Here is a 14,936-nt window from a genome sequence, read left to right on the forward strand (position 1 = left end):
AGCTAATGACCATGCCGGACCTCAACCATGGCGACGACGCCGCCGCCGTGAACTCCCTGCGCTCCGCCGTGATGCGGCTGTCCCGTCGGCTCAAGCACCAGCGGGTCGACGAGTCGCTGAGCCCCACCGAGATGTCGGTGCTGGGCACCCTCTCCCGCTGCGGCACCGCCACCCCGGGCGAACTCGCCCGCAAGGAGCACGTGCAGCCGCCGTCGATGACCCGCATCGTCGCGCTGCTGGAGGGCAAGGGCCTGGTCCGGCTCGAGCCGCACCCCGAGGACCGTCGCCAGAAGGTCGTCACCAGGACCGAGCAGGCCGAGGCGATGCTCGAGGAGAGCCGCCGCAAGCGCAACGCGTTCCTGGCCGGCCTGGTCGACGCCCTCGACGAGGACGAGTGGGCCAAACTGCGCGCCGCCGCCCCGGTGCTGGAGAAGCTCGCGCATCTGTAAGCCATTCACCCCCGCCAGGAGGAGGCGAACCTTTTGAGTTCGGGATCCGGAGCAGCTTCCGCCCCCGCACCGATCACTACTACCCCGACCGCCCGCAAGTCCTCGATGTTCAGCTCGCTGAAGGTCCGGAACTACCGCCTGTTCTTCGCCGGCCAGGTCGTCTCCAACACCGGCACCTGGATGCAGCGCATCGCCCAGGACTGGCTGGTGCTCAGCCTCACCGGCTCCTCCGCGGCCGTCGGCATCACCACCGCCCTGCAGTTCCTGCCGATGCTGCTGTTCGGCCTGTACGGCGGCGTCCTGGTCGACCGGCTGCCCAAGCGGCCCACCCTCCTGGTCACCCAGGCCGCCATGGCCGTGACCGGCCTCGCGCTCGCCTTCCTGACCCTCTCCGGCCACGTCCAGGTCTGGCACGTCTACGTCGCCGCCTTCGCCGTCGGACTCGCCACGGTGGTCGACAACCCGGCCCGGCAGTCCTTCGTCTCCGAGATGGTCGGCCCCGGTCAGCTCCAGAACGCGGTCAGCCTGAACTCCGCGAACTTCCAGTCCGCCCGGCTGGTCGGCCCCGCCGTCGCGGGCCTCATGATCACCGGCGTGGGCACCGGCTGGGCGTTCCTCGCCAACGGCCTGTCCTTCGCCGCGCCCATCGCCGGACTGCTGCTGATGCGCTCCCGCGAGCTGCACGTCGTCGAGCGCGCGCCGCGCGGCAAGGGCCAGCTCCGGGAGGGCCTGCGCTACGTCGCCGGGCGCCCCGAGCTGATCTGGCCGATCGTCCTCGTCGGCTTCATCGGCACCTTCGGCTTCAACTTCCCGGTGTGGCTCTCCGCCTACGCCGACGACGTCTTCCACGCCGGCGCCGGCGCCTACAGCCTGTTCAACACCCTGATGGCCGTCGGCTCCCTCGGCGGCGCCCTGCTGGCCGCCCGCCGCGGCACGGCCCGGCTGCGGCTGCTGATCGCCGCCGCGCTGGCCTTCGGCACGTTGGAGACGGTGGCCGCGCTGGCCCCGTCCTACTGGCTGTTCGCGCTGCTCATGGTCCCGATCGGGGTCTTCGGCCTGACGGTCAACGTCACCGCTAACACGGCGGTGCAGATGGCCACCGACCCGGCCATGCGCGGGCGGGTGATGGCCCTGTTCATGATGGTCTTCATGGGCGGCACGCCGCTCGGCGCACCGGTCGTCGGCTGGATCACGGACACCTACGGCGCCCGGGTCGGCTTCGCCCTCGGCGGTGTGGTCTCGGCCGTGGCCGCCGCCACGATCGGCCTGATCCTGGCCCGCATCGGCGGCCTGCGCCTCGCGGTCGGCTGGCACCGCGGCCACCCCCAGGTCCGCTTCGTCCCCCGGGAGCAACTGGCCCCGGCGGCCTGACGCAGGGGAGGAGCGGGACTCAGTCGCGGGGGAACTCGCCGGTCTTGAGGACGAGACCGACGGGGGTGCCCGTGAGGTCCAGCTCCTCCCCGAAGTCGGCCTTCACCTCGAGGGCGTACCTGCCGTCCTTGGGGTGGGTGAGGACGTGGCACTCACCCCGGTAGGGGTCGGCGATGACGTAGACGGGAACCCCGGCCTCGGCATAGGCGGCCTTCTTGGGCCCGTAGTCGTTGGCGGCGGTGCCCCGGGAGACGACCTCGGCGACGAACTCGACGTCCCCGCAGTCCCAGCGGCCGTCCTCGGTCCTCGCGGCGCCCTCCGTCATCACCGTCACGTCGGTCGCGAAGCCGTTGAGATGGCCCGGGTAGTCGATGCGCACATCGGACTTGACGCGCTTGCGCGGGTACTTGGCGCGCAACTGTTCGACGAAGTCCAGGATGATCTCCCAGTGGGTGTCCCGCTGCGGCGACATGAAGACGGTCCCCTCGACGATCTCGACCTTGTATCCCTCGGGGACGGGCATCTTCTCGAGCCGCTCGAACATCTCGTCGAGCGTGGTCGTGTTGTCGCTCTCGGCCATCGCGATCCTGTCTTCGAGGACGGTCATCGTGGCGCTCCTCCCCGGCTGCCCCACGAGCGGGCGCAGCCGCGCGGTACAACGATACGCACGGTCATCCGGACACGCCGGGGCGTGCGCGGGAGACTGGCGGCATGAGACTCTTCGCCGCCCTGCTGCCCCCGGACGACGTGGCCGACGCGCTCGCCCGCGAGGTGGCCGCGCTGCGGGACCTGCCCGGCGCGGACGGGCTGCGCTGGACCGGGCGGCCCGGCTGGCACTTCACGCTCGCCTTCTACGGCGAGGTCGACGAGGAGCTGGTACCGGAGCTGCGCACGCGTCTGGAGCGCGCGGCGGGCCGTACGCCGGCCTTTCCGCTGGCGCTGCGCGGCGGCGGCCAGTTCGGGCGCGGAAAGGCCCTGTGGGCGGGCGCGGACGGCGACCTGCGCGCCCTGGGGCTGCTCGCAGGGCGCGCGGAGGCGGCGGCGCGCAGGAGCGGCATCGAGATGGGGGAGCACCGCCGCTACCAGGCGCACCTGACGGTGGCCCGCAGCCGGTCCACGGTGGACGTACGGCCCTACGTGACGGCGCTGCACGACTTCGGCAGCCGCACCTGGACGGTGGACGAGCTGGTCCTCGTCCGCAGCGACCTGCCGAAGTCCGGCGTGCCCGGCGAGCAGCCCCGCTACGAGCCGGTCGCCCGCTGGGCACTGGGCGCGGCCGGTTAACCTCGATACGTGGACCCGAAGACCCGTAACCGGATCATGGCCTTTGTTCTCGTGCTGATGTTCGCCGTCGTCGCCCTGGCGGCCGCGCTCGGCAGGTGAGGCCTGGGCGCGGCCGCACGGGCGGTCAGCGGCGGGCGCGGCTCACCAGGCGAAGGCCTCCGGGGACGGGCCGGGGCCCGGGAAGACCTCGTCGAGGCCGGTCAGCAGCTCCTCGCTCAGCTCCAGCTCCACGGCCCTGATCGCCGACTCGAGCTGCTCGGCGGTGCGCGGTCCGACGATCGGGCCGGTGACGCCGGGCCGGGTCAGCAGCCAGGCCAGGGCGGCCTCGCCGGGCTCCACGCCGTGCTTGTCGAGCAGGTCCTCGTAGGACTGGATCTGCGCGCGGGCGGCGGGGTCGGCGAGGGTGTCGGCGGCCCGCCCGGAGGCACGGCGCCCGCCCTGCACCTCCTTCTTGATGACTCCGCCCAGGAGACCGCCGTGCAGCGGCGACCACGGGATGACCCCGAGGCCGTACTCCTGCGCGGCCGGGATGACCTCCATCTCGGCGCGGCGCTCGGCGAGGTTGTACAGGCACTGCTCGCTGACCAGGCCGATGGTGCCGCCGCGCCGGGCGGCGATCTCGTTGGCCTGGGCGATCTTGTAGCCGGGGAAGTTGGAGGAGCCGGCGTAGAGGATCTTGCCCTGCTGTACCAGCACGTCGATCGCCTGCCAGATCTCCTCGAAGGGAGTGTTCCGGTCGACGTGGTGGAACTGGTAGAGGTCGATGTAGTCGGTCCGCAGCCGCTTCAGGCTGGCGTCCACCGCGCGCCGGATGTTGACCGCGGAGAGCTTGTCGTGGTTGGGCCAGGCGGCGCCTTCGGCGCCCATGTTGCCGTACACCTTGGTGGCGAGAACGACCTTGTCCCGGCGGTCGCCGCCCTTGGCGAACCAGTTGCCGATGATCGATTCCGTACGGCCCTTGTTCTCGCCCCAGCCGTAGACGTTGGCCGTGTCGAAGAAGTTGATGCCCGCGTCCAGCGCCGCGTCCATGATCGCGTGGCTGTCCGCCTCGTCGGTCTGCGGGCCGAAGTTCATGGTGCCGAGGACGAGTCGGCTGACCTTGAGTCCCGTGCGTCCTAGCTGCGTGTACTTCATGGTGTCCTAGCCAACGGCTTGGAGTGCGCTCGAAGCAAGGGGGGCTCGGCGGGCTAGTCGCGGGGGAAGGCGTCCGTCTTCAGGACGAGGTCGACCACCGTGCCGGTCAGGTCGATGTCGGTGCCGAAGTCCACTTTCGCCGGCTCGGCGTAGTCGCCGTCCTTGGGGTCGGTATGGACGAGGCAGCGCCCCTGGTAGGGGTCGGCGATGACGTAGACCGGGACTTCGGCGGTCGCGTAGGCGGTCCTCTTGGGGCCGTAGTCGTTGGCGGCGGTGCCCTGGGAGACGACCTCGGCGACGAACTCGACGTCCTGGTACCGCCAGTGGCCCGTGTCGTCCGGCTTCGCCGAGTCCTTGAGCAGGGCGACGTCAGGGCAGAAGCCGTTCTCGTGTCCGGGAAAGTCGATGCGTACGTCCGAGAAGACCCTGTCCATCCCGTGCTTTCCCGCGACCGCATCCGCGATACGGAAGATGATCTGCCAATGAGTGCCCCGCTGCGGCGTCATGAAGACGTTGCCCCCGACGATCTCGACCCTGAATCCTTCGGGGACGGGCATCCGCTCCAGGCGCTCGAACCAGTCGTCCAAACGCTGGGTGTTGGCGTCGGCGTCGGCCATCGCGATCCTGTCTTCGAGGACGGTCATCGTGGCGCTCCTCCCCGGCTGCCCCGTGGACAGGTGCAGCCGCGCGGTTCAACGATACGCACGGTGACGGGGAAACGACGGAATCTGGTCAGTCTGTTCCGGCCGCGTACGCCTGTCCGATTCCCCAGGCCTCCCACATCGCGGCGGCGAACGCCTGGGCGATCCGGTGTTCGCCGCGCGCGTTGGGGTGCGTCCCGTCGTAGGTGTCCGCGTCGATGTCGTACGCCTCGGGCGGCGAGGCCAGCAGCAGGGCGGAGCGGGGCTCGTCCAGGTCGGCCACCGTCTTGGCGAGCAGCTCGTTGAACCGGTCGACCTGGGCCGCGAATTCCTCGTCCGTCCGGGCGCGGACGTTCGGGATCACCGGCAGCAGCACCATGCGGATGCCGGGCCGTGCCTCGCGGGCGCCGGTGACGAACGCCCGGACGTTCTCCGCCGTCTGCTCGGCGTTGGTGTAGAAGCCGAGGTCGATGAGGCCCAGGGAGACCAGCAGCACGTCGGCCCGGTGCGTGCGCGCCGCCTCGCCTATGAGCGGCGCCATGTGCAGCCAGCCCTCGCCCCAGCCGGCCAGATGCGCCCGGGGGAAGTCGGGGTCCGCGTACGCGTGCGACACCGGCGCCTCGGCCGCCTTGTCGTACAGCTCCTCGCGCGGGCCCACGAGGGTGAACGGGCCGCCGTACGAATCGCGCAGATGCTGCCACAGACGGTAACGCCACGTGTGTTCGCCCGCGCTCCCGATGGTCATCGAGTCCCCCACGGGCATGAACCTGAGCACCCGCTCATGATGGACGATCACCGATGCCGGTGGGATGTGAGGCCCGACACGTCCACCGGAGCCACGGGGCGAATGGCAGGCTTGGGGCATGCGTCGACCGTTCGCCCTGCTTGCCGGGGCCCTGCTCGCGGGTGCCTGCGCGCTGCCCGCCCATGCCGCCGACGGTGATCAGGGTTTCACCATCAAGGACCCGAGGATCACCGAGTCCAGCGGTCTGGCCGCCTCCCGGCTGCACCCCGGCATCTACTGGACGCACAACGACAGCGACGACGGTCCGTACATCTACGCCGTGGACAGCAGGACCGGCAACACGGTCGCGACCGTCACCCTGCGCGGCATCGGCTCCCCGCGCGACGTGGAGTCCATCTCCATCGGCCCGCACAACGAGATCTACGTGGGCGACATCGGGGACAACTTCGACGGCAGATGGCCGTACGTGTGGATCTACCGGCTGCCCGAGCCGAAGGTGCTGAAGGACCAGACGGTGACGGCGCGGCAGTACGTGGTGAAGTACTCCGACGGGCCGCGCAACGCCGAGTCGCTCCTCGTCCATCCGAAGACCGGGCGCGTGTACATCATCGACAAGAAGGAGGACGGCGGGCACCTCTTCGAGGGGCCTTCGACGCTCTCCACCTCCGGCACGAACGTCTTCCGCCCCGTCGCCCCGGTCGACCTGTGGGCCACCGACGCCGCCTTCTCCCCGGACGGCGAGCAGCTCGCCGTGCGCGGGTACTTCGGCGGGATCTACTACGACTGGAACGGCGGGCGCATCAAGCGCGAGGGCCGGCTCGACGTGCCCCTGCAGGGGCAGGGCGAGTCCCTGACGTACTCCGCCGACGGGACCCGGCTGATGTACGGCAGCGAAGGCGCCGGGAGTTCGGTCCAGGCGCAGGACGCGCCGGGCGACCACTCCGCCAAGTCCCCGTCCGCGAACGGTGGTTCCGCGTCCGACGGGGCCGGCGGCAGCGGTGGGCGCCTCAAGGTGGGGGCCACCGTCGTCGCCGTGGGCGCGGTCGTCCTCCTGGGGCTGCGGCTGCTGCGCCGGCGCCGCTGAGCGCCGCCGCCATGGTGGAGTCGGCGCACCGGACCTCTTGACGTGGTCATGGCGTCTGGGTTTCCTGGAGGGGTGCGGTGCATGGGAGCGCTCCCATCCGTTCCGGGGCCGCGCCTCCCGAGAGGAACCGAGGCACATGTTCCGCAGCTTGCGAAGAGCGCTGTGCGCTGCCGCCGCCGCGCTCCTGCTGCCCCTGGCGGGCGCACACCAGGCGCACGCGGCCGCCGCCCCCGGAGCCGGCTACTGGCACACCAGCGGCCGGCAGATCCTGGACGCGGCCGGACAGCCGGTGCGCATCGCGGGGATCAACTGGTTCGGGTTCGAGACCGGCAACCACGTGGCGCACGGCCTCTGGTCGCGCGACTACAAGAGCATGATCGACCAGATGCGGTCGCTGGGTTACAACACCATCCGGCTGCCCTACAGCGACGACGTGTTCAAGGCCGGCACGATGCCCGAGAGCATCGACTTCTCCGGCGGCAAGAACGCCGATCTGCAGGGGCTGAACTCGCTCCAGGTCATGGACCGGATCGTGTCCTACGTCGGTCAGGACGGCCTGAAGGTCATCCTCGACCGGCACCGGCCGGACTCCGGCGGCCAGTCGGCCCTCTGGTACACCGCCTCCGTGCCCGAGTCGACCTGGATCGCCGACCTGAAGGCGCTGGCGGCCCGGTACAAGGGCCAGGACACGGTCATCGGCATCGACCTGCACAACGAGCCGCACGACCCGGCCTGCTGGGGCTGCGGCGACCAGGCCACCGACTGGCGGCTCGCGGCCGAGCGGGGCGGCGACGCGGTGCTCTCCGTCAACCCGGACCTGCTGGTCTTCGTCGAGGGCGTGCAGACGTACAACGGCGTCTCCGGCTGGTGGGGCGGCAACCTGATGGGCGCCGGGCAGTACCCGGTCCGCCTCGACGTGCCGAACCGCGTCGTGTACTCCGCGCACGACTACGCCACCAGCGTGGCCCAGCAGAGCTGGTTCGCCGATCCGTCCTTCCCCGCCAACATGCCGGGGATCTGGGACAAGTACTGGGGCTACCTCTTCAAGCAGAACATCGCGCCGGTGTGGGTGGGCGAGTTCGGCACCACCCTGCAGTCGGCCGTGGACCAGAAGTGGCTGGCCGCGCTGGTGGACTACCTGCGGCCGACGTCGACCCACGGCGCGGACGCCTTCCAGTGGACCTTCTGGTCGTGGAACCCCAACTCCGGTGACACGGGCGGCATCCTGAAGGACGACTGGACGACCGTGGACACGGTGAAGGACGGGTACCTGGCGAGCGTGAAGGCGCCGTTGTTCCCGGGCTCCGGCGGCGGGAGCGGTGGCGACGGCGGCGGTGGCGGGGGCGGCGCCTCGGCCGCCTGCGGCGCAGCCTACACCGTCAGCAGCGACTGGGGGAGCGGCTTCAACGCCCAGGTGACGGTGACGAACACCGGGACCACCGCCCTCAAGTCCTGGAAGGTGACATGGACGTGGAGCGGTTCACAGCAGATCACGTCCATGTGGAACGCCGCCTACACCCAGAGCGGCACCGGTGTGACGGCTGTGAACGCCGCTCACAACGGCAGTGTGCCGGTGGCCGGTTCCACGAGCTTCGGCTTCGGCGGCGCGCCCGGCGGCGGGACGGTGCCGAAGCTGACCTGCACGGCGACGTGAACGGCCTGACCGGTCCGGCGGCGTGAGGGCGGCGTTTCGCCCGGCTGCATGAGGGCGGCCTCTCGCCCGGCGGCATGAGAAGAGGGCGCCCGGTACGTGAAGCACCGGGCGCCCTCCCGCTCGTACCCGGAGGGTCAGAGCTTCTCGATCACGTAGTCCACGCACTTCGTCAGCGCCTCGACGTCCGCCGGGTCGATCGCCGGGAACATCGCGATACGCAGCTGGTTGCGGCCGAGCTTGCGGTACGGCTCGGTGTCCACGATGCCGTTGGCGCGCAGCACCTTGGCGACCGCGGCCGCGTCGATCTCGTCGGAGAAGTCGATCGTGCCGATGACCTGCGAGCGCTTGGCCGGGTCGGCGACGAACGGGGTGGCGTACTTGGACTCCTCCGCCCAGCCGTACAGGCGGGTCGAGGAGTCCTTGGTGCGGGCCGTGGACCAGTCCAGGCCGCCCTGGCCGTTGATCCACTCGAGCTGCTCGTTCAGCAGGAAGAGGGTGGCGAGGGCCGGGGTGTTGTACGTCTGGTTCTTGCGGGAGTTGTCGATCGCCGTCGGCAGGCTGAAGAACTCCGGGACGTGCCGGCCGGAGGCGTGGACGCGCTCGGCGCGCTCGATCGCGGCCGGGGAGAAGATGCCGATCCACAGGCCGCCGTCGGAGGCGAAGGACTTCTGCGGGGCGAAGTAGTAGACGTCCGTCTCGGCGACGTCGACCGGGAGGCCGCCCGCGCCGGAGGTGGCGTCCACCAGGACGAGCGCGCCCTCGTCGGCGCCGGCCACGCGCTTGATGGGCATGGCGACACCGGTGGAGGTCTCGTTGTGGGTGAACGCGTAGACGTCGACACCCGCCTCGGCGTGCGCCTCGGGGTGGGTGCCGGGGTCGGAGGCGACGACCGTGGGCTCGGCCAGCCAGGGGGCGAGCTTCGCGGCCTTGGCGAACTTCGAGGAGAACTCGCCGAAGTTGAGGTGCTGGGACTTGTTCTCGATCAGACCGTGGGTGGCGATGTCCCAGAAGGCGGTCGAGCCGCCGTTGCCGAGGACCACCTCGTAGCCCTCGGGCAGGGAGAACAGCTCGGAGATGCCCTCGCGTACCTTGCCGACCAGGTTCTTCACGGGCGCCTGGCGGTGGGAGGTACCCAGGAGGGACGTGCCAGTGGCGGCGAGGGCGTCCAGCGCCTCGGTCCGCACCTTGGAGGGGCCAGCGCCGAAGCGTCCGTCGGCGGGCTTGATGTCAGCGGGGATCTGGATGTCGGCCACGCTTCGGAGGGTATCCGCTGCGCGAAACGGGACGGAACCGTGTCCGTCCGATGAGACGAGTCCGCCGGGGCATGGACTTGTGCGGTCGTACGACTGATCGGGTCCGGCTGTGGAGAACTTCCGGTGACTGTGGGTGAGCGGATGCATCCTGGACGCATGACGGATCTCTCGGGTCTTGCGGCGGAGCTGCGCGGGGCCGTCCGGGGCGAGATCGGCTTCGGCACCACGTCCCGGGCGCTCGTGACGATGGACGCGTCCAACTACCGGCGGGTGCCGGCCGGGGTGGTGGCCCCGCGGGACGCGGCCGACGTCGCGGCCGTGCTGGAGGTGTGCCGGGCGCGCGGGGTGCCGGTGGTGGCGCGCGGCGGGGGCACCTCCATCGCGGGGCAGGCGACCGGCACGGGCGTGGTCCTGGACTTCACCCGGCACATGAACGGGCTGCTGGAGCTGGACCCGGGCACGCGCACCGCCGTGGTCCAGCCCGGGCTCGTCCTCGACCGCCTGCAGGAGGCCGCCGCACCGCACGGACTGCGGTTCGGACCCGACCCCTCCACGCACAGCCGGTGCACGCTCGGCGGGATGATCGGCAACAACGCGTGCGGCTCCCACTCGGTCGCCTGGGGCACCACCGCGGACAGCGTGCGCGAACTGTCCGTCGTCACCGCGCGCGGTCGGCGGCTGCGGCTCGGGCGGGACTGGGCCGGGGCGCCGGAAGGGCTGCGCGACCTGGTGGCGGGCGACCTGGCCCGGCTGCGCACCGGGTTCCCCGAACTGCCCCGCCGCATCTCCGGGTACGCGCTGGACGCCCTGCTGCCCGAGAAGGGCGCCGACGTAGCCCGCTCCTTCTGCGGCTCCGAAGGCACCCTCGGCATCCTGACCGAGGCGGTCGTACGGCTGGTGGAGACTCCGCGCGCGCGTGCACTGGCGGTGCTGGGATACGGCGACGAGAGCGCGGCCGCCGAGGCCGCGGCGGGGCTGCTCCCGTTCGGGCCGCTGACGGTGGAGGGCATGGCGGCCGACCTCGTCCCGGAGCCCGCCGACCTGCCGGGAGGGCACGCCTGGCTGTTCGTGGAGACCGGCGGCGGGACGGCGGCCGAGGCACGCGCGCGTGCGGAGGAGATCGCCCGCGCGGCCGACGTCGTCGACTCCCTCGTGGTCACAGCACCCGCGGCGCAGCGGGCCCTGTGGCGCGTCCGCGAGGACGCGAGCGGTACGGCCACCCGGACGCCGGACGGGAGGGAGGCCTGGCCCGGCTGGGAGGACTGCGCGGTGCCGCCGGAGCGGCTCGGCGCCTATCTGCGGGACTTCCGCGCCCTGCTGTCCTCCCACGGCCTGCACGGCACTCCGTACGGCCACTTCGGGGACGGCTGCATCCACGTCCGCATCGACTTCGACCTGCTCACCGAGCCGGGAGTGGCCCGCTTCCGGCGCTTCTCCGGTGACCTCGCAGACCTGGTGGTGGCCCACGGCGGCTCCCTGTCCGGGGAGCACGGCGACGGCCAGGCCCGCGCCGAGCTGCTGCCGCGGATGTACGGCGAGGAGACGGTGCGGCTCTTCGAGCGGGCCAAGGGGATCTGGGACCCGGACGACCTGCTCAATCCCGGGATGCTGGTCCGCCCGGACCCGCTGGACGCGAACCTCCGCTTCGCCGTGCTGCCCCGCCGCCCGGTCGACGTCGCCTTCGGCTACCCGGCCGACGACGGCGACTTCCAGGCCGCCGTCCGCCGCTGCGTCGGCGTCGCCAAGTGCCGTACGGCCACGGCGGCCGGACCCGACGTGATGTGCCCCTCGTTCCGGGCGACGGGCGAGGAGGAGCACTCCACCCGGGGCCGGGCCCGGCTGCTGCACGAGATGCTCGCGGGCGAACTGGTCACCGACGGCTGGCGCTCCACCGAGGTCCGGGACGCGCTGGACCTGTGCCTGTCCTGCAAGGGCTGCCGCTCGGACTGCCCCGTCGGCGTCGACATGGCCACCTACAAGGCGGAGTTCCTGCACCACCACTACCGGCACCGGCGCCGGCCGGCCGCCCACTACAGCATGGGCGGGCTGCCGGTGTGGCTGCGCTGGGCGGCCCGGGCCGGCGCGGCGCGGCCGCTCAACCGGCTCGCCTCGCTGCGGCTGCCGGCCCGGATCGGCAAGCGGCTGGCCGGAATCGCCCCGGAGCGGGACATCCCCCGGCTGGCGCCGCTGACGTTCAGCCGCTGGTGGCGGCGGCGCGAGCGGCGGAGCACCGGAGAGCCGGTCGTGCTGTGGCCCGACACCTTCACCGAGCACCTCTCGCCCTCGGTCGGCCGGGCGGCCGTGCGGGTGCTGGAGGCGGCCGGGCTCAGGGTGGTGCTGCCACCGTCCCGACCGGCCGGCGGCGGGGTCTGCTGCGGCCTGACCTACGTCTCCACCGGCCGCCTCGACCGGGCGCGCACCGTGCTGCGCCGCACCCTGGACCTGATGGAACCGGTGCTGCGCAGGGGCCTCCCCGTCGTCGTCCTGGAACCGAGCTGCGCCGCGGCCCTGCGCGCCGACCTGCCGGAACTCCTGCCGGACGACCCGCGCGCGGCCAGGCTGTCGTCGGCGGTCCTCACCTTCGCCGAGACCCTGCGCCGGCACGCCCCCGGCTGGGCCCCGCCCGCCGTCGGCCGCCCGGTCGCCGGGCAGACCCACTGCCATCAGCACGCGGTCCTCGGCGACGGCGCCGACCGCGCGCTGCGCGAGTCCGCGGGCCTGACCGGCGAGCTGAGCGGCGGCTGCTGCGGCCTCGCGGGCAACTTCGGCTTCGAGAGGGGCCACTTCGAGGTCTCCCGCGCCTGCGCGGAGGACCAGCTCCTGCCGTCGGTGCGCGCCGCGCCCGAGGGGACGCTGATCCTCGCGGACGGCTTCTCCTGCCGCACCCAGCTCGAGCAACTGGCCGGGGTACGGGGACGGCACCTGGCGGAGGTACTGGCGGAGGCGCTGGACGGAGCGGAAGCGCCGGACGGGCTGGACGGGTCGGAGGCGTTGAAGGGGCTGGACGGGTCGGACGGGCTGGACGGTCCGGGCGGCGGGACGGGAGCGGCGAAGTGACCGACATCCACGGTGTCCTCTCCGCCCTGGATGCCGTGCTCGCCGAGCCCGAGGTGGCCGCCGCCGACCGGATCGTCCTCACCGACGGACACCGAGGTGCTGGCGGCCTGGGGGCTGAAGGGCGGGTGGGGGGTCGGTATGTGAACGGGCGGCGTCCAGCATGCGGAACAGTTGCATACCGGGTTCACACTCCTGACGGAGTCCACTACCCTGGACTTGGAAGTACATCGAGATGGACATGATCCGAGTCCTGACTCCCATCCCTGATCCCAGCCAGCCACAGGACCGCCCGTGAGCACCTCAAGCCGCACCGCCCCCTCGACGCAGCACGTGCCGGCTACCTCCGGAGGCGGGCCGCGCCGTCTCGGTTCGTTCGGCTCGCTCGGGCCGGTCGGTCTGGTGCTGGCCGGCGGCATCTCGGTGCAGTTCGGTGCGGCGGTCGCGGTGACCCTGATGCCGAGGGCCGGCGCGCTCGGCGTCGTCACCCTGCGGCTCTTCGCGGCGGCCGTGGTCCTGCTGGTGGTCTGCCGGCCCCGGCTGCGCGGCCACTCGCGCACCGACTGGGGCACCGTGATCGCCTTCGGTATCGCCATGGGCGGGATGAACGGCCTCTTCTACGAGGCGGTCGCCCGCATCCCGCTGGGCCCCGCGGTCACCCTGGAGGTCCTCGGTCCGCTGACGCTGTCCGTGCTGGCGTCCCGCCGTGCGATCAACGCGCTGTGGGCGGCGCTCGCCCTGGCGGGCGTCTTCCTTCTGGGCGGCGGGGGCTTCAGCGATCTGGACCCCGTAGGCGTGGCCTTCGCCCTGGGCGCGGGCGCCATGTGGGCCGCCTACATCATCTTCAGCGCCCGCACCGGCCGCCGCTTCCCGCAGGCGGACGGGCTGGCGCTGGCGATGGCGGTGGCCGCGCTGCTGTTCCTCCCTCTCGGTATCGCCGAGGCCGGCAGCCGCCTGCTGAACCCCACCACCCTCGCCCTCGGCTCGGCGGTGGCGCTGCTCTCCTCGGTGCTGCCCTACACCCTGGAACTCCTGGCGCTGCGCCGCCTGCCCGCCCACACCTTCGCCATCCTCATGAGCCTGGAGCCGGCCATCGCGGCCACGGCGGGCTTCCTGATCCTCGGCCAGGCGCTCTCCGCCACGGAGGCCGCCGCCATCGCCCTGGTGATCGCGGCGACCATCGGCGCGGTCAGGTCCCAGGTCGGGCGCGGCAAGCTCCCGACCCCGGCCCCCGAGGCTTGACCGCCGCCCGGGCCGCGTGCCCGGCTCCCGAGGCCTGACCGTCGTCCGGGCCGCGCGCTCGAAGTCCGGAGGCGTGACCGTCGCACGGGCTCCGTGCCCGGCTCCCGAGGCCTGACCGTCGTCCGGGCCGCGCGCCCGGAGTCCGGAGGCCTGACCGTCGCCCGGCCGGTGCGCCCGGCGTTCAGCCGGCCGGTTTCTCCCACACCGACACGTGCTGCCGGCTGTCGCTCGTGAAGGGCTCTCGCGTCCACCCGTCCCACCGCGAGCGCAGCCGCAGCCCCGCGAGCCGGGCCATCAGGTCCAGCTCGGCGGGCCACACGTAGCGGAACGGAACCGAGGAGTACGTCGCCCGGCCGTCCGCCGTCCGCACGTGGTGCGAGCTGACCGACTGCGTCGCCACGTCGTACAGGTCGAAGCCCAGCCGCCCCTCCTCCACCCGGAACGGCACCGCGTTCTGTCCCGGCGGCAGCCGGCGCAGATCCGGCACCATGACCTCGACGACGAAGCAGCCGCCGGGCTCCAGATGGCCGGCCGCGTTGCGGAAGCAGTCCACCTGGGCGTCCTGCGAGGTGAGGTTCATGATCGTGTTGAAGACCAGGTAGGCGACCCGGAAGGCGCCGTCCACCCTGGTCGTCGCGAAGTCCCCGACCGTCACCCCGACCGCGTCACCGCCCGGCTTGGCCCGCAGCCGGTCCACCATCGCCCGTGACAGGTCGACGCCGTGCACCTCGACACCGCGCCGCGCGAGCGGCAGCGCCAGGCGCCCGGTCCCGACCCCCAGCTCCAGCGCCCGCCCGTCACCGGCCAGCTCCGCCAGCACGCCGACCGCCGGAGCGACGACCCCGTCCGCGAACATCTCCGCCACCGACTCGTCGTACGAAGCCGCGACGGACTCCCCGAAGTAACCGTCCTCATCGACCATGCCGCGACGGTAGGCCCGGAGCGCGAGGCGCCGCGCGGCCTTTTTCCGGCGGCTCCGCGTCACGGCCCGGCGGATTCCCGGCCACGGCCCAGAAAAGAATGCA

13 protein-coding genes are annotated in these 14,936 nt (G+C 72.2%); 7 read left to right on the forward strand and 6 right to left on the reverse strand.

The annotated features are described in order from the left end of the window. Nucleotides 1-11 precede the first annotated feature (11 nt). On the forward strand, nucleotides 12-449 hold the full coding sequence (locus tag ACFYU0_RS20890) for a MarR family transcriptional regulator (RefSeq protein ID WP_199210975.1): 438 nt from the start codon (nucleotides 12-14) through the stop codon (nucleotides 447-449). 33 nt (nucleotides 450-482) lie between these two features. Then, nucleotides 483-1,820 (forward strand): MFS transporter, encoded by a 1,338-nt coding sequence (locus tag ACFYU0_RS20895; protein ID WP_389303172.1) that lies wholly within the window; start codon nucleotides 483-485, stop codon nucleotides 1,818-1,820. 19 nt (nucleotides 1,821-1,839) lie between these two features. On the opposite strand, the gene ACFYU0_RS20900 is transcribed toward ACFYU0_RS20895, so the two are convergent. Beyond that, entirely contained in the window at nucleotides 1,840-2,427 is a 588-nt protein-coding gene (locus tag ACFYU0_RS20900; RefSeq protein ID WP_389303175.1) for a Uma2 family endonuclease, read from the reverse strand. Nucleotides 2,428-2,531: 104 nt separating this feature from the next. Between ACFYU0_RS20900 and thpR the strand changes: the two genes are divergently transcribed. Next, nucleotides 2,532-3,104 (forward strand): RNA 2',3'-cyclic phosphodiesterase, encoded by a 573-nt coding sequence (gene thpR / locus ACFYU0_RS20905; RefSeq protein WP_389303177.1) that lies wholly within the window; start codon nucleotides 2,532-2,534, stop codon nucleotides 3,102-3,104. Between the two features lie 141 nt (nucleotides 3,105-3,245). Here thpR and ACFYU0_RS20910 read toward each other — a convergent pair whose 3' ends face one another. The 3 genes from ACFYU0_RS20910 to ACFYU0_RS20920 form a co-directional block, all read right to left on the reverse strand. Further along, a complete protein-coding gene (locus tag ACFYU0_RS20910; RefSeq protein ID WP_351665880.1) occupies nucleotides 3,246-4,238 on the reverse strand; it encodes an aldo/keto reductase in 993 nt (330 codons plus the stop codon). 53 nt (nucleotides 4,239-4,291) lie between these two features. Next, nucleotides 4,292-4,882, reverse strand: a complete 591-nt coding sequence (locus ACFYU0_RS20915; protein WP_351665878.1) for a Uma2 family endonuclease — start codon at nucleotides 4,880-4,882, stop codon at nucleotides 4,292-4,294. An 88-nt stretch (nucleotides 4,883-4,970) separates the two neighbouring features. Further along, nucleotides 4,971-5,654 carry an SGNH/GDSL hydrolase family protein gene (locus tag ACFYU0_RS20920; protein WP_389303181.1) on the reverse strand — a complete coding sequence of 228 codons (684 nt, stop codon included), beginning with the start codon at nucleotides 5,652-5,654 and terminating at the stop codon, nucleotides 4,971-4,973. Nucleotides 5,655-5,742: 88 nt separating this feature from the next. On the opposite strand from ACFYU0_RS20920, the gene ACFYU0_RS20925 reads away from it, so the two are divergent. Together ACFYU0_RS20925 and ACFYU0_RS20930 are read left to right on the forward strand one after the other, a co-directional pair. Continuing rightward, nucleotides 5,743-6,708, forward strand: coding sequence for a WD40 repeat domain-containing protein (locus tag ACFYU0_RS20925; RefSeq protein WP_389303183.1), 966 nt, complete (start codon nucleotides 5,743-5,745; stop codon nucleotides 6,706-6,708). 136 nt (nucleotides 6,709-6,844) lie between these two features. Then, nucleotides 6,845-8,362, forward strand: a complete 1,518-nt coding sequence (locus tag ACFYU0_RS20930; RefSeq protein ID WP_389303186.1) for a cellulase family glycosylhydrolase — start codon at nucleotides 6,845-6,847, stop codon at nucleotides 8,360-8,362. A gap of 134 nt (nucleotides 8,363-8,496) precedes the next feature. Here ACFYU0_RS20930 and serC read toward each other — a convergent pair whose 3' ends face one another. After that, nucleotides 8,497-9,615, reverse strand: a complete 1,119-nt coding sequence (gene serC / locus ACFYU0_RS20935) for a phosphoserine transaminase (protein ID WP_389303189.1) — start codon at nucleotides 9,613-9,615, stop codon at nucleotides 8,497-8,499. 156 nt (nucleotides 9,616-9,771) lie between these two features. On the opposite strand from serC, the gene ACFYU0_RS20940 reads away from it, so the two are divergent. After that, a complete protein-coding gene (locus ACFYU0_RS20940) occupies nucleotides 9,772-12,672 on the forward strand; it encodes an FAD-binding and (Fe-S)-binding domain-containing protein (RefSeq protein WP_389303192.1) in 2,901 nt (966 codons plus the stop codon). Between the two features lie 291 nt (nucleotides 12,673-12,963). Further along, nucleotides 12,964-13,911, forward strand: a complete 948-nt coding sequence (locus tag ACFYU0_RS20945; RefSeq protein ID WP_389303195.1) for a DMT family transporter — start codon at nucleotides 12,964-12,966, stop codon at nucleotides 13,909-13,911. 181 nt (nucleotides 13,912-14,092) lie between these two features. Here the strand turns inward: ACFYU0_RS20945 and ACFYU0_RS20950 are convergent, their stop codons facing one another. Then, nucleotides 14,093-14,833: a class I SAM-dependent DNA methyltransferase gene (locus ACFYU0_RS20950; protein ID WP_389303198.1), complete on the reverse strand. Its 741-nt coding sequence runs from the start codon at nucleotides 14,831-14,833 to the stop codon at nucleotides 14,093-14,095. Nucleotides 14,834-14,936: the final 103 nt, after the last annotated feature.

The organism is Streptomyces sp. NPDC003720 (assembly GCF_042875075.1).
In the GTDB taxonomy this organism is placed as follows: Bacteria; Actinomycetota; Actinomycetes; order Streptomycetales; family Streptomycetaceae; genus Streptomyces.